The 14,420-nt window shown below is 72.2% G+C and carries 14 protein-coding genes and 1 tRNA gene; 8 read left to right on the top strand and 7 right to left on the bottom strand.

Translation table 11 applies throughout. From position 1 onward, the window contains the following. Positions 1 to 96 precede the first annotated feature (96 nt). Genes CR165_RS01415 through CR165_RS01405 form a run of 3 tightly spaced genes read left to right on the top strand, consistent with a single transcriptional unit; the run spans position 97 to position 3,716 of the window. A complete protein-coding gene (locus CR165_RS01415) occupies positions 97 to 678 on the top strand; it encodes a hypothetical protein (protein WP_146201807.1) in 582 nt (193 codons plus the stop codon). After that, positions 675 to 1,838, top strand: coding sequence for a MotA/TolQ/ExbB proton channel family protein (locus CR165_RS01410; RefSeq protein WP_109515160.1), 1,164 nt, complete (start codon positions 675 to 677; stop codon positions 1,836 to 1,838). Before CR165_RS01415 ends, CR165_RS01410 begins: the two co-directional genes overlap by 4 nt. Positions 1,839 to 1,871: 33 nt before the next feature. After that, positions 1,872 to 3,716 carry a peptidoglycan -binding protein gene (locus CR165_RS01405; protein ID WP_245906042.1) on the top strand — a complete coding sequence of 615 codons (1,845 nt, stop codon included), beginning with the start codon at positions 1,872 to 1,874 and terminating at the stop codon, positions 3,714 to 3,716. A 32-nt stretch (positions 3,717 to 3,748) separates the two neighbouring features. Here CR165_RS01405 and CR165_RS01400 read toward each other — a convergent pair. Continuing rightward, positions 3,749 to 3,830 (bottom strand) — tRNA-Leu (locus CR165_RS01400). Between the two features lie 83 nt (positions 3,831 to 3,913). After that, positions 3,914 to 4,540: a glutathione S-transferase family protein gene (locus tag CR165_RS01395; RefSeq protein WP_109515159.1), complete on the bottom strand. Its 627-nt coding sequence runs from the start codon at positions 4,538 to 4,540 to the stop codon at positions 3,914 to 3,916. Between the two features lie 182 nt (positions 4,541 to 4,722). Between CR165_RS01395 and cysE the strand changes: the two genes are divergently transcribed. The 3 genes from cysE to CR165_RS01380 are packed head-to-tail and all read left to right on the top strand — an operon-like array spanning position 4,723 to position 6,766. Next, the gene (gene cysE, locus CR165_RS01390; RefSeq protein ID WP_109515158.1) at positions 4,723 to 5,556 is read left to right on the top strand and encodes a serine O-acetyltransferase; all 834 of its coding nucleotides are present in this window, start codon (positions 4,723 to 4,725) and stop codon (positions 5,554 to 5,556) included. Continuing rightward, positions 5,556 to 6,032, top strand: coding sequence for a disulfide bond formation protein B (locus tag CR165_RS01385; protein WP_109515157.1), 477 nt, complete (start codon positions 5,556 to 5,558; stop codon positions 6,030 to 6,032). Before cysE ends, CR165_RS01385 begins: the two co-directional genes overlap by 1 nt. Before the next feature lie 53 nt (positions 6,033 to 6,085). After that, positions 6,086 to 6,766: a hypothetical protein gene (locus CR165_RS01380; protein WP_109515156.1), complete on the top strand. Its 681-nt coding sequence runs from the start codon at positions 6,086 to 6,088 to the stop codon at positions 6,764 to 6,766. A 10-nt stretch (positions 6,767 to 6,776) separates the two neighbouring features. Here CR165_RS01380 and CR165_RS01375 read toward each other — a convergent pair whose 3' ends face one another. Next, positions 6,777 to 7,352, bottom strand: a complete 576-nt coding sequence (locus tag CR165_RS01375; protein WP_109515155.1) for an HNH endonuclease — start codon at positions 7,350 to 7,352, stop codon at positions 6,777 to 6,779. 162 nt (positions 7,353 to 7,514) lie between these two features. Further along, entirely contained in the window at positions 7,515 to 8,183 is a 669-nt protein-coding gene (locus tag CR165_RS01370; protein WP_109515154.1) for an alpha/beta hydrolase, read from the bottom strand. A gap of 50 nt (positions 8,184 to 8,233) precedes the next feature. On the opposite strand from CR165_RS01370, the gene gluQRS reads away from it, so the two are divergent. After that, positions 8,234 to 9,103 carry a tRNA glutamyl-Q(34) synthetase GluQRS gene (gene gluQRS, locus CR165_RS01365; protein WP_109515463.1) on the top strand — a complete coding sequence of 290 codons (870 nt, stop codon included), beginning with the start codon at positions 8,234 to 8,236 and terminating at the stop codon, positions 9,101 to 9,103. Between the two features lie 28 nt (positions 9,104 to 9,131). Here gluQRS and CR165_RS01360 read toward each other — a convergent pair whose 3' ends face one another. From CR165_RS01360 to CR165_RS01350, 3 genes are all read right to left on the bottom strand, one after another. Next, positions 9,132 to 10,565 (bottom strand): mannose-1-phosphate guanylyltransferase/mannose-6-phosphate isomerase, encoded by a 1,434-nt coding sequence (locus tag CR165_RS01360; RefSeq protein ID WP_109515153.1) that lies wholly within the window; start codon positions 10,563 to 10,565, stop codon positions 9,132 to 9,134. Between the two features lie 113 nt (positions 10,566 to 10,678). Continuing rightward, positions 10,679 to 12,181, bottom strand: coding sequence for a tripartite tricarboxylate transporter permease (locus CR165_RS01355; protein WP_109515152.1), 1,503 nt, complete (start codon positions 12,179 to 12,181; stop codon positions 10,679 to 10,681). Positions 12,182 to 12,196: 15 nt separating this feature from the next. Continuing rightward, positions 12,197 to 12,790, bottom strand: a complete 594-nt coding sequence (locus tag CR165_RS01350; protein WP_109515151.1) for a hypothetical protein — start codon at positions 12,788 to 12,790, stop codon at positions 12,197 to 12,199. Between the two features lie 414 nt (positions 12,791 to 13,204). Here CR165_RS01350 and CR165_RS01345 point away from each other — a divergent pair, with 414 nt between their 5' ends. Beyond that, positions 13,205 to 14,404, top strand: coding sequence for a M20 metallopeptidase family protein (locus CR165_RS01345; protein ID WP_109515150.1), 1,200 nt, complete (start codon positions 13,205 to 13,207; stop codon positions 14,402 to 14,404). Positions 14,405 to 14,420: the final 16 nt, after the last annotated feature.

Below are 14,420 nucleotides of genomic sequence, written 5' to 3'. Positions count from 1 at the left end.
CCGGGCCGGGCGGCCATGCCCTTTCTCCCGCGGCCGCGTTTCCCCTGCACGAGGATGTCGGCTAGGCTGCGCGATACAATGCGCCCCCGCTTCCGCTTGCTCCGCCCCCTCCTGCTGCTGGCCGTGCCGCTGGCCCTGGCGCAGCCTGCCCTGTTGGGCCCGGCCCAGGCTCAGCAGCCTGCCACCCAGCAGTCTGCCACCCAGCAGCCTGCCACCCAGCCCCTGCCCGCCGATCCGCCCCCCAGCGCGCCCCAGCCGCCGGACCTCAGCCGCCCGCCCCAGCCGGCCGAGGCCCTGCCGCAGCCGGCCATCGCCCTGCCGCGCGGCATGGAAGCCCTGGCCGGCGGCGGATGGCGCCTGAATGGCGAGGCCGCGCGCGGCCGGCCCGAGGCCGCCAGCCGCGCCGCCCTCACCGAGATCGGCCGCTGGCTGGCCGGGCGCACCGAGGGGCGCGTGACCCTGCTGGCGCAGGTGGCCGGCCCGGCCGAGGATGCCTCGGCCGCGCGGCGCGATTCGCTGGCCAACGGCCTGGCGCTGCGCCAGATCCTGGAAGCCGCGGGGCTGGACGGCACCCGCATCGACATCCGGCCCCTCGGCCGCACCGAGGAGGCGCGCGACAGCATCGTGCTGCTGCCGCCCAGCGCCAACCGACAGACCCAGAGCCAGGCCCGCCCATGACCCGCCCAACCCACTACCTGCTGCGAATGCTCGCCTTCCTGGCGGCGGTCGTGGCGCTGGCGGCGCTGCTCTCGGCCGAGCTGGCGCGCGCCTTCGCCGCCAACCCGCTGCTGAACGGCGTCATCCTGGCGGTGCTGCTGATCGGCGTGGCCTGGAACATTCGGCAGGTGCTGGCGCTGAAGCCGGAGGTGGAGTGGCTGGAGGGCTTCCGTGCCCCGCGCCCCGGCGCCGGCGGCGCCAACCGCCCCGCGCCGCGCCTGCTGGCGCCGATGGCCTCGATGTTCGCGGCGCGGCGCGGGGAGCGCCTCTCGCTCTCCGCCACGGCCATGCGCAGCGTGCTGGACGGCATCGCCTCCCGCCTCGACGAAAGCCGCGAGCTGTCGCGCTACATGACGGGGCTGTCGATCTTCCTCGGCCTGCTCGGCACCTTCTGGGGCCTGATCCTGACGATCGGCGCGGTGGCCGATGTCATCAACTCGATGTCGGTGGGCTCGGGCGACCTGAACCAGCTGTTCAACCAGCTCAAATCGGGGCTGGCGCAGCCGCTCACCGGCATGGGGGTGGCGTTCTCCTCCTCCATGCTGGGCCTTGCCGGCGCGCTGGTGCTGGGCTTCCTCGACCTCACCGCCGGGCAGGCGCAGAGCCGCTTCTACTCCGAGCTGGAGGAATGGCTGGCCGGCGTCACCCGCCTCTCCTCCGGCGTGCTGGGCGGCGATGGCGAGGCGGGCGGCGCCGTGCCCGCCTATGTGCAGGCGCTGCTGGAGCAGAATGCCGAGAACCTCGAGAACCTGCAGCGCATCATGGCGCGCGGCGAGGAAAGCCGGGCCGCCTCCTCCCAGGCGCTGCACACGCTGACCGAGCGGCTCTCGATCATGGCCGAGCAGATGCGTGCCAACCAGGTGCTGATGCAGCGCATGGCCGAGGCGCAGTCCGGCCTCGCCCCCACCCTGGCGCGCCTGGCCGAGGCGCAGACTCATGCGCAGACGCACGGGGCGCTGGACGATGCCTCGCGCGCGCATCTGCGCAACCTGGAGGTCTACATGGCCCGGCTGGTGGAGGACCTGGCCCAGGGCCGCGCCCAGTCCACCGCCGAGATCCGCGGCGAGATCAAGATCCTCGCCCGCACCATCGCCGCCCTGGCCGAGGAAGGCCCGCGATGACCCCGACCCTCCCGCGCGGCGGGCGCTGAGGCCATGGCGCTCGGACGGCGCGGCCCGCGCGAGGGCATGAACGCCTGGCCCGGCTATGTGGACGCGCTCTCCACCCTGCTGATGGTCATCATCTTCGTGCTGCTGGTCTTCGTGCTGGCGCAGGGCTTCCTCTCCGTCGCCCTCTCCTCGCGCGACCAGGCGCTGGACCGCCTGAACCGGCAGGTGGCCGAGCTGGCCGAGATGCTGGCGCTGGAGCGCGGCCAGGGCGAGGAGCTGCGCGCCAATCTCGGCCGGCTGACCGAGGAGCTCCGCCTCGCCGCCACGGCGCGCGACGCCGCCCTCTCGCAGCTCTCCGGCCTGCGCGACGAGCGCGAGCGCGGCACGGCCGACCGCGAGGCGCTGCGTGCCGAGCGCGACCGCCTCGCCGCCCGGCTGGCCGACCTGGAGCTTTCCGCCGGCGGCGCCGCCAGCCGCATCGCCAGCCTGGAGGAGCGGCTGGCCGAGGCGCTGTCCCGCGCCGAGGCGATGGGCGGCAACACCGCGCAGACACTGCGCGACCTGACCGCGGCCCGCCGTGCCCTGGCCACCGAGCGTGGCATGCTGGAGGCCACCCGCGCCCAGCTGGCCGAGGCCCAGGCGCGTGCCGGCGGCGCCGAGCAGGCACGCGACCGCAACGCCGCCGAGCTGGCCGAGGCGCGCCGCCAGCTTGCGGAAACGCAGCAGGCCGTGGCCACGCTGCGCCAGGAGATGGAGGCGCTCAACCGCACCGTGGCGGCCGACCGCGCCACCATCGAGGCAAGGCTGGCCGATCTTGCCCGCCTGACACAGCAGATCCAGCAGCTGACGGCGCTGCGCGACGAGCTGGAACGCCGTGCCGCCGAGGCCCTGGCACGGGCGGGCGCCGAGGAGCGCGCGCGCAGCGCCGCCGAACAGCTTGCGCGCGGCGAGGCCGAGCAGCGCCAGCGCGCCGAGGCGGCCACCCGCGCCGCCGAGGCGGCCCGCCAGCAGGCCGAAGCCACCGCCGCCCAGGCCAACCAGGCCCGCCAACAGGCCGAGGCCACCGCAGCCCAGGCCAACCAGGCACGCCAGCAGGCGGAGGCCACCGCCGCCCAGGCCGTCCAGGCACGCCAGCAGGCCGAGGCCACCGCCGCCCAGGCTAACCAGGCCCGCCAGCAGGCCGAGGCCGCCGCCGCCCAGGCCGCCCAGGCCCGCCAGCAGGCCGAGGCCGCCAGCGGCGAGCATGTCCGGCTGGCCGAGAGCGCGCGCGCCCAGGTGGCGCTGCTGACCCAGCAGCTCGCCACGCTGCGCGCGGAACTGTCCCGCATCGCCGCGCTGCTGGATGCCGAGGAGCAGTCGGGGCGCGACAAGGACGCGCAGATCAGCCAGCTCGGCCAGCGGCTGAACGCCGCCCTCGCCGCGCGGGTGGAGGAATTGCAGCGCTACCGCAGCGACTTCTTCGGCCGCCTGCGCGAGGTCCTGGGCGACCGCCCGGAGATCCGCACCGTCGGCGACCGCTTCGTGTTCCAGAGCGAGGTGCTCTTCCCCGTGGGCAGCGCCGAGCTTTCCGGCGCCGGGCAGCAGCAGCTCCGCGCCCTGGCGCAGGTGCTGCTCGACGTCAGCCGCCGCTTCCCGCCCGACCTGCCCTGGGTGCTGCGCGTCGATGGCCATGCCGACCGCAACCCGATCCGCGGCGGGCGCTTCGCCAGCAACTGGGAGCTGTCGGCGGCGCGCGCCATCGCCGTGGCGCAGCTGCTGATCGCCGAGGGCCTGCCGGCCAACCGGGTGGCGGCGACCGCCTTCGGCGAGCACCAGCCGATCGACGAGGGCGATTCGGCCGAGGCGATGGCCCGCAACCGCCGCATCGAGCTGCGCCTGACAGACCGCTGAGGCCCGGCCGCCGAGACTGGGAAGAACCTGATTGCGAGAGGCGGGACTCGAACCCGCATGACCTGAGGTCGGACGATTTTGAGTCGTCTGCGTCTACCGTTCCGCCACTCTCGCGCGCGGTGCGGCCCCTCCTGTAGCGCAAGCCGGCGGCGGCGTCACGCGGTTGCGCGCTGCCGTCACGCTTCAGGCGGCGCGCCTCAGGTCATCGGCACCATCACGTGCCGCGCGAAGCCGGGGCGCCCGGCCAGGGTGCCGTACCAGCGGCGCAGCTCCGGCAGCTCCGGCCGCTCGATCGGCAGGGCGTGCCAGCGATGCGCGAAGATGCCGAGCACGATGTCGGCCAGGGTGAAGGTGTCGCCCTCGATGAAGGCGCGGCCCTCCAGCTGGCGGTCCAGCAGGGCCCACAGCTCCGCCGCCTGCCGCCGCGCCGCCTCGGCGGCGGACCAGTCCCGCTCCGGCTCGGGGATGCGGACATGGGTGAAGAACAGCGTGGTCATCGGCTTCGAGAGATGCGCGAGCTGCCAGTCCATCCAGCGCTCGATGCCAGCGCGGGCGCGTGGCGCGTCCGGGTAGAGGGCGGCCGCGGCCGGCGTGGTGCTGGCCAGGTAGCGCAGGATGGTGTTGCTCTCCCACACCGCCCAGCCATCCGGCTCCTCCAGCGTCGGCACCAGGGACATGGGGTTCTTCGCGGTGTAGCCGGCCTCCCGCGTCACGCCGAAGGCGCCGCCGGCGTCCCGCCGCTCGTAATCCAGCCCCGTCTCCGCGCAGAACCAGAGCAGCTTCATGACGTTGCTGCTGTTGGCGCGGCCCCAGATGATCGGCATGCGGTGCTTCCCCTCCCCGGATGATGCGGGGCGGCACGGTATGCGTGGCACGCCAGCCGGTCCAGCCCGCACGGCGCTTGACCCCGGGCGTCGGCGGCGCGACGTTCCGGCTCCAGGCCCCCCTCCGTCCCGGCGCCCTTCCGGCGGTGCCCAGGCGGCGGCCCGCCCGCCCAGGAGCCCGCATGAACCAGTCCGTCCCCCAGCCCTTCCCCCTCCGTGACGCGGCCGGCCTGCTGGACCCTGTCTGGAGCCGAATCCGGCAGGAGGCGGAGGCGGCCGCGGCGCAGGAGCCGGAGCTGGCCGGCTTCCTGCACGCCGCCGTGCTGCAGCACGAGAGCCTGGAATCCGCCCTGGCCAGCCGCGTCGCCGCCCGGCTCGACCATGCCGACCTGCCCACCGCCCTGCTGCGCCGCAGCCTGGAGCGCTTCCTGGAAGAGGACCCGGCGCTGCGCGAGGCGGTGCGCAGCGACATCATGGCGGTGGTGGACCGCGACCCGGCCACCTCCCGCGCGCTGGAGCCGCTGCTCTACTACAAGGGCTTCCACGCCCTCACCACGCACCGCATGGCGCATATCCTGTGGCGGCAGGGGCGGCGGGACATGGCGCTGTGGCTGCAATCGCGCGCCTCCGTGGTGTTCCAGACGGACATCCACCCGGCGGTGCGGATCGGCCGCGGCATCTTCCTCGACCACGCCACGGGCCTCGTGGTGGGCGAGACGGCGCTGATCGAGGACGATGTCTCGCTGCTGCAAGGCGTGACGCTCGGCGGCACCGGCAAGGAGGGGGGCGACCGCCACCCCAAGATTCGCCGCGGCGTGATGATCGGCGCCGGCGCCAAGGTGCTGGGCAATATCGAGGTGGGCGCCTGCGCCCGCATCGCCGCCGGCTCGGTGGTGCTGAAGCCGGTGCCCTCCTGCACCACCGTGGCGGGGGTGCCGGCCCGCGTGGTGGGCCAGGCGGGCTGCGCCGAGCCGGCCCGCGCCATGGACCAGATGCTGGACCCCGCCGAGGATTGATGCGCCGCCTCCTGCCGACCCCGCTGGCCGTGGCGGCGCTGTCCGCCGCTGCGCCGCTCCTCGCCATGGCCACCGAGCGCTGGGGCGGGCTGAACCCCTGCCTGCTCTGCCTGTGGCAGCGCTGGCCCTACTGGCTGGGCGCCGCGCTGGCGCTGCTCGGCCTGCTGCTGCCGCGCCGGCTGATGCTGGCGCTGGCGGGGCTGGCCATCCTCGGCTCCGCCGCCGCGGCGGCCGTGCATGTGGGGGTGGAGGCGAAGTGGTGGCCCTCCCCCCTGCCCGGCTGCGCCGCGCCCACCGCCGGCGGCGCCCGCAGCGTGGAGGAGCTGATGAACAGCCTCGCCGCCGCGCCCGCCAAGCCCTGCGACGAGCCGACCTATCTCATCCCCGGCCTGCCGGTCTCGATGGCCGGGATGAACCTGATCTACGCGCTGGGGCTGGCGGGGCTGGCCTTCGCCGGGGCGCGGCAGCGGGGCTGACACGTCTCCCGCGAAGTGCGAGAAAGATTTCCTCCATACCACCGGGGCGTTCCATGTTGCGCTACCTTTTCCTCCCCGCCCTGGTGATGCTGTTGCAGGGCTGCGCCGTGGCGGGGACGCAGGGCACCCTGCCGCAGCAGCGCCTCGCGGACCGGCTGCCGCCGCGCATCGGCGACTTCGCGCGGCAGGAGGTGGCGGCGATCGACGGCAATTCCGGCAATCTGCGCATCCGCTACGCCGAGCAGGCGCAGGGGGCCTGGGCCTCGGTGTTCGTGCTGAGGCCGCCCGGCGCGCCGCTGCCCGACGGTGCCGGCTCGGAGGCGGTGCGGCGGGATGTCGCGGAGGCCGCCCTTGTCATCAGCCTCTACGCCGCCGCCCAGCCTGGCACCCGGATCGAGCGCGGCCCGGATTTCAGCATGACCGCGCAGGGCAAGGCGGTGCCCAGCCTGCGTTGCGCCGAGTTCCGGATGGGAACCCCGCAGATCCCCGTGCTGAAGCGCGAGATGGTGTGCAGCAGCGGCGTCGAGGGGATGCTGGTGCGCGTCCGTGCCACTGTCCGGCACAATCCGAAGGATATGGACCCGGCGCATCTCTACCTCAGCGGCTTCTCCGGCCGGGTGACGGAGCTTATGCGCGGGGCGGCGCAGCCCACGGCGGCGGAGAGCGGCCCGCCCGCGCGGCCGGCCACAGGCACGCCCGAGGCGCCGTTGTCCGGCCCGCTGCAGCGGCTTTGAGGCGCGCCGCTCAGCTCTCCAACTCGGTGTCCCAGTAGAGGTAGTCGCGCCAGCTCTCATGCAGGTAGTTGGGCGGGAACATCCGCCCGTTGTCCTGCAATTCCCACCCTGTCGGCTGGCGCGGCGTGCAGCGGGGGAACATGCGGATCTCCTGCGGCAGCTTCGAGCCCTTGCGCAGGTTGCACGGGCCGCAGGCGGTGACGACGTTCTCCCAGCTGGTGCGGCCGCCCCGGCTGCGCGGGATCACATGGTCGAAGGTCAGCTCCTGGGTCGGCCGCTCCTCGCCGCAGTAGACGCAGGAGAAACCGTCGCGCAGGAAGACGTTGAACCGCGTGAAGGCCGGGCGCCGCGCCGAGGGGATGTAATCCTTCAGGGCGATGACGCTGGGCAGGCGGATGGTGTGGCGCGGCGAGCGCACCGAGGTCTCGTATTCCGACAGCACCGAGACGCGGTCGAGATAGACCGCCTTCACCGCGTCCTGCCAGGACCACAGCGAGAGCGGAAAATAGGACAGCGGACGAAAATCCGCGTTCAGCACCAAGGCCGGGAAGCCGCCGGGAGATCCTCCCAGGCTTCCCGCAGACATCCCGTCAGGCAAGCGCCGCTCCTTTCAAGCTGCGCGCATCAACCGCTGGGGCCGGACCGGGCGGGCAGGCCCCAGATATCGTGGCGCCGCCGGTGTGCACGGGATTCATGCCAGCCCCGCGCGGCCGGTGCAACCTCCGGCCGCGCGGGTTTCACCACGCTGTCATGCGCCGGGGCCGAGCCGGGCCGCGGCGCGCTGCAAAAACAGGGCGCCGGCGGAGAGCCCCGCATCGTCGATGCCATGCGCCAGGCGCGGGCAATAGAGCGCCTCCACCGGCACGCCGGCGGCCTTGAGGGCGGATTCGGCGGCGCGGCTGCTGGCGGCGGGCACCACCTCGTCCACCTCGCCATGCACCAGCAGCACCTCGGGCCGGCCGGCGATCTCGTCCGGCAACAGCTCCTCGCCGATCAGCCGGCCGGAATAGGCCATGATGCCGGCCGGCGCGGCCTTGCGGCGCAGCCCGGTGAACAGCGCCATCATCGCGCCCTGGCTGAAGCCCATCAGCACCACGGCGCTCTCCGGCAGGCCGGCGGCGGCGGCCTCGCGGGCGATCAGCTCGTCGAGCAGCGGGCGGGCGGCCTGGGCGCCGGCCAGCAGCGGCGCCGGGCGGCGGTCGGCCAGGCTGAACCACTGGCGGCCATAGGGCCCGCCCTCGCAGGGCTGCGGCGCGTGCGGCGAGACGAACAGCGCCTCCGGCACCGCCTGCGCCCAGTGCGGCGCCAGGTCGATCAGGTCGTTGCCATCGGCGCCGTAGCCGTGCAGCAGCAGCACGAGCAGCTTCGGCGCGCCCCCTGCCTTCGGTCCCCAACGCGGTCCATCGAGTGCGGCCATGCGGCATCCCCTTGCTGCGATCCGGCCGCATCCGCTACGCGCGATCGGCCATGGCCGCAACCACCGTCACCCGCTTCGCGCCCAGCCCCACGGGGCGCCTGCATCTCGGCCACGCGCACAGCGCCCTGCTGGGCTGGCGCATCGCCCGCGAATCGGGCGGGCGCTTCCTGCTGCGCATCGAGGATATCGACCCCGTGCGCTGCCGCCCGGACTTCACCGCCGGCATCCTGGAGGATCTGGCTTGGCTGGGGCTGGACTGGGACGGGCCGGTGCGGGTGCAATCCGCCCACCTGCCGGAATATGGCGCCACGCTGGCGCGGCTCTCGGGGATGGGCCTGCTCTACCCCTGCTTCTGCACCCGCGCCGACATCGCCCGCGAGGTGGCGGCGATCGGCCACGCGCCGCACGGGCCGGACGGGCTGCTCTACCCCGGCACCTGCCGCCGCCTGGGCGCGGCCGAGCGGGCGGCGCGAATCGCCGCCGGCGAGCCCTATGCGCTGCGGCTGCACATGGCGGCGGCGCTGCGGCGGGTGGCGCGCCCCCTCGCCTTCCTGGAGCTGGGCCTGGAGGGCGGCCCGCGCCGGCTGCGCTGCGACCCGGCGCGCTTCGGCGACGTGGTGCTGGCGCGCAAGGACATCCCCGCCTCCTACCATCTCTGCGTGACGCAGGACGACGCGCTGCAGGGCGTGACGCTGGTGACACGGGCGGAAGACCTGCGGCCGGCGACCGACCTGCACCGGCTGCTGCAGGCGCTGCTGGGCTGGCCGGCGCCGCGCTACCGCCACCACCCGCTGCTCACGGGGCCGGACGGAAAGCGCCTCTCGAAACGCGACAACGCCCCCACCCTGGCGGCGCTGCGCGAGGCGGGCCACAGCCCGGCGGCGGTGCGGGCGATGGCCGAAGGGGCGGCGCCGGGCTGATCCGCCCCGCGCCGCCGGAAGCCGGCCCTCAGGTGCGGCCGTAGGTGTCCTCGAAGCGGACGATGTCGTCCTCGCCGAGATAGGAGCCCGACTGCACCTCGATCAGGGTGAGCGGGATCATGCCCGGGTTCTCCATGCGGTGCACGCAGCCGAGCGGCAGGTAGATGGATTCGTTCTCGCGCAGCATGATCCGCTCCGCGTCGCGCTCGACGATGGCGGTGCCGGCCACCACCACCCAGTGCTCGGCGCGGTGGAAGTGCTTCTGCAGGGAAAGCTTGGCGCCGGGCTTGACCGAGATCTTCTTCACCTGGAAGCGGTCGCCCTGGATCAGCCCCTCATAGTGGCCCCAGGGGCGGTACATGCGGCGGTGCTCGGTGGCCTCCTTGCGGTTGGCCGCCTTGAGCTGCTCCAGCAGCTTCTTCACGTCCTGGGCGCGGTCGCGGTGCATGGCCAGCACGGCGTCGTCCGTCACCACCACCACCGCATCCTCCAGCCCGACGACGCCGGTCAGGATGCCCTCGGTGCGGACGTAGCAGTTGCGGGCCTGGTACAGCTCCACCGGGCCATGGGTGGCGTTGCCCTGGGCATCCTTGGGCGAGACCTCCCACAGCGCCGCCCAGGAGCCGACATCGGACCAGCCGAGATCGGCGGGCACCACGGCGGCGTGGCTGGTCTTCTCCATCACCGCGTAGTCGATGGAGATGTCCGGCGCGCGGGCGAAGGCCGCGGGGTCGAGGCGGATGAAGTCGAGATCGCGCGTGGCGCCTTCGACCGCGCCGCGCACCGCCGCCAGCAGCTCGGGCGCCAAGCGCTCCAGCTCGGCCAGCAGGGTGGCCGCGGTGGCCACGAACATGCCCGAGTTCCAGAGATGGCTGCCGCCGGCCAGGAAGCGGGCGGCGGTCTCGGCGTCGGGCTTCTCGACGAAGCGGCTCACGGCGGAGACGCCGTCGAGCCCCTCCAGCGGGGCGCCGCTCTCGATGTAGCCGTAGCCGGTCTCGGGCGTGGTCGGCTTCATGCCGAAGGTGACGATACGGCCGGCCCGCGCGGCCTCGGCGGCCCTGGCGAGGGCGGCGTGCATGGCGGGGGTGTCGCCGATGGCGGCATCAGCCGGCATCAGCCACAGCACGCTGCGCGTGTCGTCCTCATGCGCCAGCAGCGCCGCGGCGGCGATGGCGGGGGCGCTGTTGCGGGCCATCGGCTCGAGCACGATGCGCGGATTCTCGATCCGCGCCTCGCGCAGCTGCTCGGCCACCAGGAAGCGATGCTCCTGGTTGGAGATGATCAGCGGATCGGCAAAGGCCGGGCCGACGGCACGCCTCGCCGTCTCCTGCAGCATCGTCTGCTGTGACAGCAGGGGCCAGAACTGCTTGGGAAACCCTTCGCGGGACAGCGGCCAGAGACGGCTGCCCGTCCCGCCGCACAACACCACCGGCACGATCCGATGCTGCCCCGTTTCCGCCATTTGCGCCGCTCCGTTCGTCAATGTGAGGCCAGCATAAGGAACGGCCTAGAAAAGAAAAGCCGTCCTGAGCAATTGACCCAGAACGGCCATAAAAGCTGTAACTGTTTACAGGATCAGCCGGCCATCGCCTCTTCTTTCTTCTTGCGCAGGCCGGGCAGCAGCATCAGGCCGAGGGCCAGGGCGCAGATCGCCAGCAGCACGCCGCTGATCGGGCGCTCGACGAAGACCATCGGGTCGCCGCGGGAGAGCAGCATGGCGCGGCGCAGGTGCTCCTCCATCATCGGGCCGAGCACGAAGCCCACCAGCAGCGGCGCCGGCTCCATCTTGATCTTGGCAAAGATGTAGCCAAGGATCGCGAAGAACACCGTCTGATAGACGCCGAAGACGCTGTTGTTGATCGAATACACGCCGATCGCGCAGAAAGTCAGGATCGCCGGGTACATGTACTTGTAGGGCACCTGCAGCAGCTTCACCCACATGCCGATCAGCGGCAGGTTGATGACCAGCAGCATCAGGTTGCCGATCCACATGGAGCAGATCAGGCCCCAGAACAGGTCCGGCTGGCTCTCCACCATGCGGGGGCCCGGCTGGATGCCCTGGATGATCAGCGCGCCCACCATCAGCGCCATGACGGCGTTGGAGGGGATGCCGAGCGTCAGCAGCGGGATGAAGGAGGTCTGCGCCGCGGCGTTGTTGGCGGCTTCCGGCCCGGCCACGCCCTCGATGGCGCCGTTGCCGAAGTCGGCCTTACCGCGCGACATCTTCCGCTCCATCATGTAGGAGCCGAAGGAGGCCAGCGAGGCGCCGCCACCGGGCAGGATGCCCAGCGCCGAGCCCAGCACCGTGCCGCGCAGCACCGACGGGGTGGCGCGCTTCCACTCCTCCTTGGTGAGGAACAGGCTGCCCACCTTGGTGGAGAGCACGCTGCGGACCTCGGGACGCTCCAGGTTCAGGATGATCTCGGCGATGCCGAAGACGCCCATCGCCATGGCGGCGAAGTCCAGCCCGTCCGACAGCTCAGGAATGCCGAAGGTGAAGCGCTGCTGGCCGGTCTGCACGTCGGTGCCGACCAGGCCGAGCGCCACGCCCAGCACCACCATGCCGATCGACTTGATGACCGACCCTTGTGCCAGCACCGAGGAGATGACGAGGCCGAGCAGCATCAGCGAGAAGTAGTCCGCCGGGCCGAAGGAAAGCGCGATGCTCGTCAGCAGCGGGCCGGAGGCGGCGACCAGAATGGTGGCGATGGAACCGGCGAAGAAGGAACCCAGCGCCGAGATGGCCAGCGCCGCGCCGGCGCGGCCGTTGCGCGCCATCTTGTAGCCTTCCAGCGTTGTCACCACCGAGGAGACCTCGCCCGGCAGGTTCAGCAGGATGGCCGTGGTCGAGCCGCCATACTGCGCGCCGTAGTAGATGCCGGCGAGCATGATCATGGCGGTGGTGGCCGGCTGGCCGAAGGTGATCGGCAGCAGCAGCGAGATGGTGGCCACCGGGCCGATGCCCGGCAGCACGCCGATGGCCGTGCCGATCAGGGCGCCGAGCAGCGCGAACAGCACGTTGTCGATGCTGAGCGCGACGCTGAAGCCGTGGGCCAGATTGGCGAAAAGCAGTTCCATGGGTTTCCGGGCGCCTCAGAAGGTCGGCCAAACGCTGACGCGGATGTCCAGCTCGTAGATGAACACCCACCAGCAGAGCGCGAGCAGGAAGACGACACAGCCCAGCACGCCGAGCGGACGGTGCTTGGGCTCGGCCAGGGCCGCCACCACCACCATCGCGGTGATGGCCAGGAACAGGCCGCCCTGCTCCAGCAGCACGCCGAAGACCGTCATGCCCGCCAGCACCAGCGCCAGCTTGCGCCAGCCCGGGCTGACGGCCGCGACCGCGAAGCCGATGAGCAGCGAGATACCCAGCGCGTACCAGTTGGCCGAGAGGGCCGGCATCGCCGCCAGGAAGGGGTAGGCCACCAGCACGACGCCGATGGCGATGGCCAGGGTGACGAAATCAAGCTTGGTCCACTTCTCCAGCGGATCCGAGCCGCCGCGCAGCGAGATCGCCAGCACGATCGCGCCGAGGCCCAGTTCCAGCCAGAACACCAGCATCGGCATGTAGCCGGGGCCCATGCGCCGCGCCGAGCCAAGCGTGTGCTCGGTGTTCAGCCATAAGCCAATAACTGCCAGCGCCACCAGTAACAGACCGGAGGCGAGGTCTTTCGCATTGATCCTCATGCCGATTCCTTCTTGAACCCACGCGCCGCAGGCACGCGCCCTTGTTTCTTCGGAGAGCGGAATAAGCGAGCCGCGAGGGCTGCCGCTGGATACGCGGGTGCCCTGCCTCCGCCGGAGCCGGGACAGGGCCGCACGCGGGCGGGACGATGGTCAGGCCATCATGCCAGCCGGCTTGCAGCATCTTTGCGAGCAAGGCCGTCGGCATTTCCAGCCAGCGGCCTCCTCAGTCCGCATTGCGGTTATGGCCTGCCCCTCGCATCCTCCCCCCAGGCGCTGAATGGAGCGGCAACCTATGGCACCGGAACACATCGGGGCAAGGCACCAGATATTCATTAATAAAAGTTCATGAATGTTGCAGCGCAATATACTTCCGGAAGAGTGCCGGCCCGCTGGCAAAATGGGACAATCCAGAGCATGACAAACGAATTTCTGTTCAATGACCCGGGGCAGTGGCTACATGAGCGGGCCCTGGAGCAGAGCGGCCGCCTCATCGCTTTGCGGCGCGATATTCACGCCCACCCCGAACTCGCCTTTGAAGAGACACGCACGGCAGGCCTTGTCGCGGCGGAGTTGAGCCGCCTCGGCATCACCCACCGCACCGGCGTGGGCCGCACCGGCGTGCTGGGCGTGATCGAGGGTGAGCGGCCCGGCCCGACGCTGGCCATCCGCGCCGACATGGACGCGCTGCCGATCCATGAGGAGACGGGCCTGGCCTATGCCAGCACCGTGGCGGGCAAGATGCATGCCTGCGGGCACGACATCCACACCGTCACCCTGCTCGGCGTCGCCGGGCTGCTGAAGGAGCTGGCGCCGCGCCTGGCGGGGCGCGTGGTGCTGGTGTTCCAGCCGGCCGAGGAGACGCTGGAAGGCGCCGCCGCCATGATCGCCGACGGCGCGGCGGATGGCATCGACATGGCGCTGGGCTTCCACAACCACCCGGACATGCCGGTCGGCCGCTTCGGCTATGTGCGGGGTGCCTGCCTGGCGGCGGCCGACCGCTTCGACCTCGTCATCCGCGGCAAGTCCGGCCACGCGGCGCACCCCTACGCGGCGGTGGACCCGATCGTGGCGGCAGCGCATTTCGTCACCCAGGCGCAGACCGTGGTCTCGCGCGAGGTGAAGCCGCTGCACCCGGCGGTGGTCACCATCGGGCAGTCGGTGGGCGGCACCACCTATAATATCATCCCCGAGCGCGTGGCGCTGAAGGGCTCCGTCCGCACCCTGCACGCCGCGGCGCGCGACACCGCCGAGGCGGCGTTGCGCCGGCTGGCGCAGGGCCTCGAGACCGGCTTCCGCGTGCAGGCCAGCATGGACTACCAGCGCATGGTGCCCGCCCTGGTGAACGACGACCGGGTGCTGGACCCGGCGCTCGCCGCGCTCGGCGCGCAGTTCGGCGACGGTCTGGTCGCGGAGGGCGAGCCGAGCATGGGGTCGGAGGATTTCTCCGCCTTCGCCAGCCGTGTGCCGGCCTTCCAGCTGCGCATCGGCTCCGGCGCGCCGGGCCGCAGCGATGCCCTGCACAATGCCGGCTACCAGCCGGACGAAGGCTGCATCCCCGCCGGAGTCGAGGCGCTCTCGCGCATCGCGCTCGACCTGCTGTCGCGCCCTGCGTGAACCGGAGCTAAAATCG

The organism is Teichococcus aestuarii, from assembly GCF_003116135.1.
Taxonomy (GTDB): Bacteria; Pseudomonadota; Alphaproteobacteria; order Acetobacterales; family Acetobacteraceae; genus Pseudoroseomonas; species Pseudoroseomonas aestuarii.
This window is presented reverse-complemented; position numbering and strand designations above follow the sequence as displayed.

Bases quoted from the DNA above. Each gene is read 5' to 3' on its own strand.
- CR165_RS01410 (WP_109515160.1), top strand. From the start codon at position 675: ATGACCCGCCCAACCCACTACCTGCTGCGAATGCTCGCCTTCCTGGCG.
- cysE (WP_109515158.1), top strand. From the start codon at position 4,723: ATGAACCAGTCCGTCCCCCAGCCCTTCCCCCTCCGTGACGCGGCCGGC.
- CR165_RS01380 (WP_109515156.1), top strand. From the start codon at position 6,086: ATGTTGCGCTACCTTTTCCTCCCCGCCCTGGTGATGCTGTTGCAGGGC.
- CR165_RS01350 (WP_109515151.1), bottom strand. From the start codon at position 12,790: ATGAGGATCAATGCGAAAGACCTCGCCTCCGGTCTGTTACTGGTGGCG.
- CR165_RS01345 (WP_109515150.1), top strand. From the start codon at position 13,205: ATGACAAACGAATTTCTGTTCAATGACCCGGGGCAGTGGCTACATGAG.
- CR165_RS01360 (WP_109515153.1), bottom strand. From the start codon at position 10,565: ATGGCGGAAACGGGGCAGCATCGGATCGTGCCGGTGGTGTTGTGCGGC.
- CR165_RS01385 (WP_109515157.1), top strand. From the start codon at position 5,556: ATGCGCCGCCTCCTGCCGACCCCGCTGGCCGTGGCGGCGCTGTCCGCC.
- CR165_RS01370 (WP_109515154.1), bottom strand. From the start codon at position 8,183: ATGGCCGCACTCGATGGACCGCGTTGGGGACCGAAGGCAGGGGGCGCG.
- CR165_RS01375 (WP_109515155.1), bottom strand. From the start codon at position 7,352: ATGTCTGCGGGAAGCCTGGGAGGATCTCCCGGCGGCTTCCCGGCCTTG.
- CR165_RS01405 (WP_245906042.1), top strand. From the start codon at position 1,872: ATGGCGCTCGGACGGCGCGGCCCGCGCGAGGGCATGAACGCCTGGCCC.
- gluQRS (WP_109515463.1), top strand. From the start codon at position 8,234: ATGGCCGCAACCACCGTCACCCGCTTCGCGCCCAGCCCCACGGGGCGC.
- CR165_RS01395 (WP_109515159.1), bottom strand. From the start codon at position 4,540: ATGCCGATCATCTGGGGCCGCGCCAACAGCAGCAACGTCATGAAGCTG.
- CR165_RS01355 (WP_109515152.1), bottom strand. From the start codon at position 12,181: ATGGAACTGCTTTTCGCCAATCTGGCCCACGGCTTCAGCGTCGCGCTC.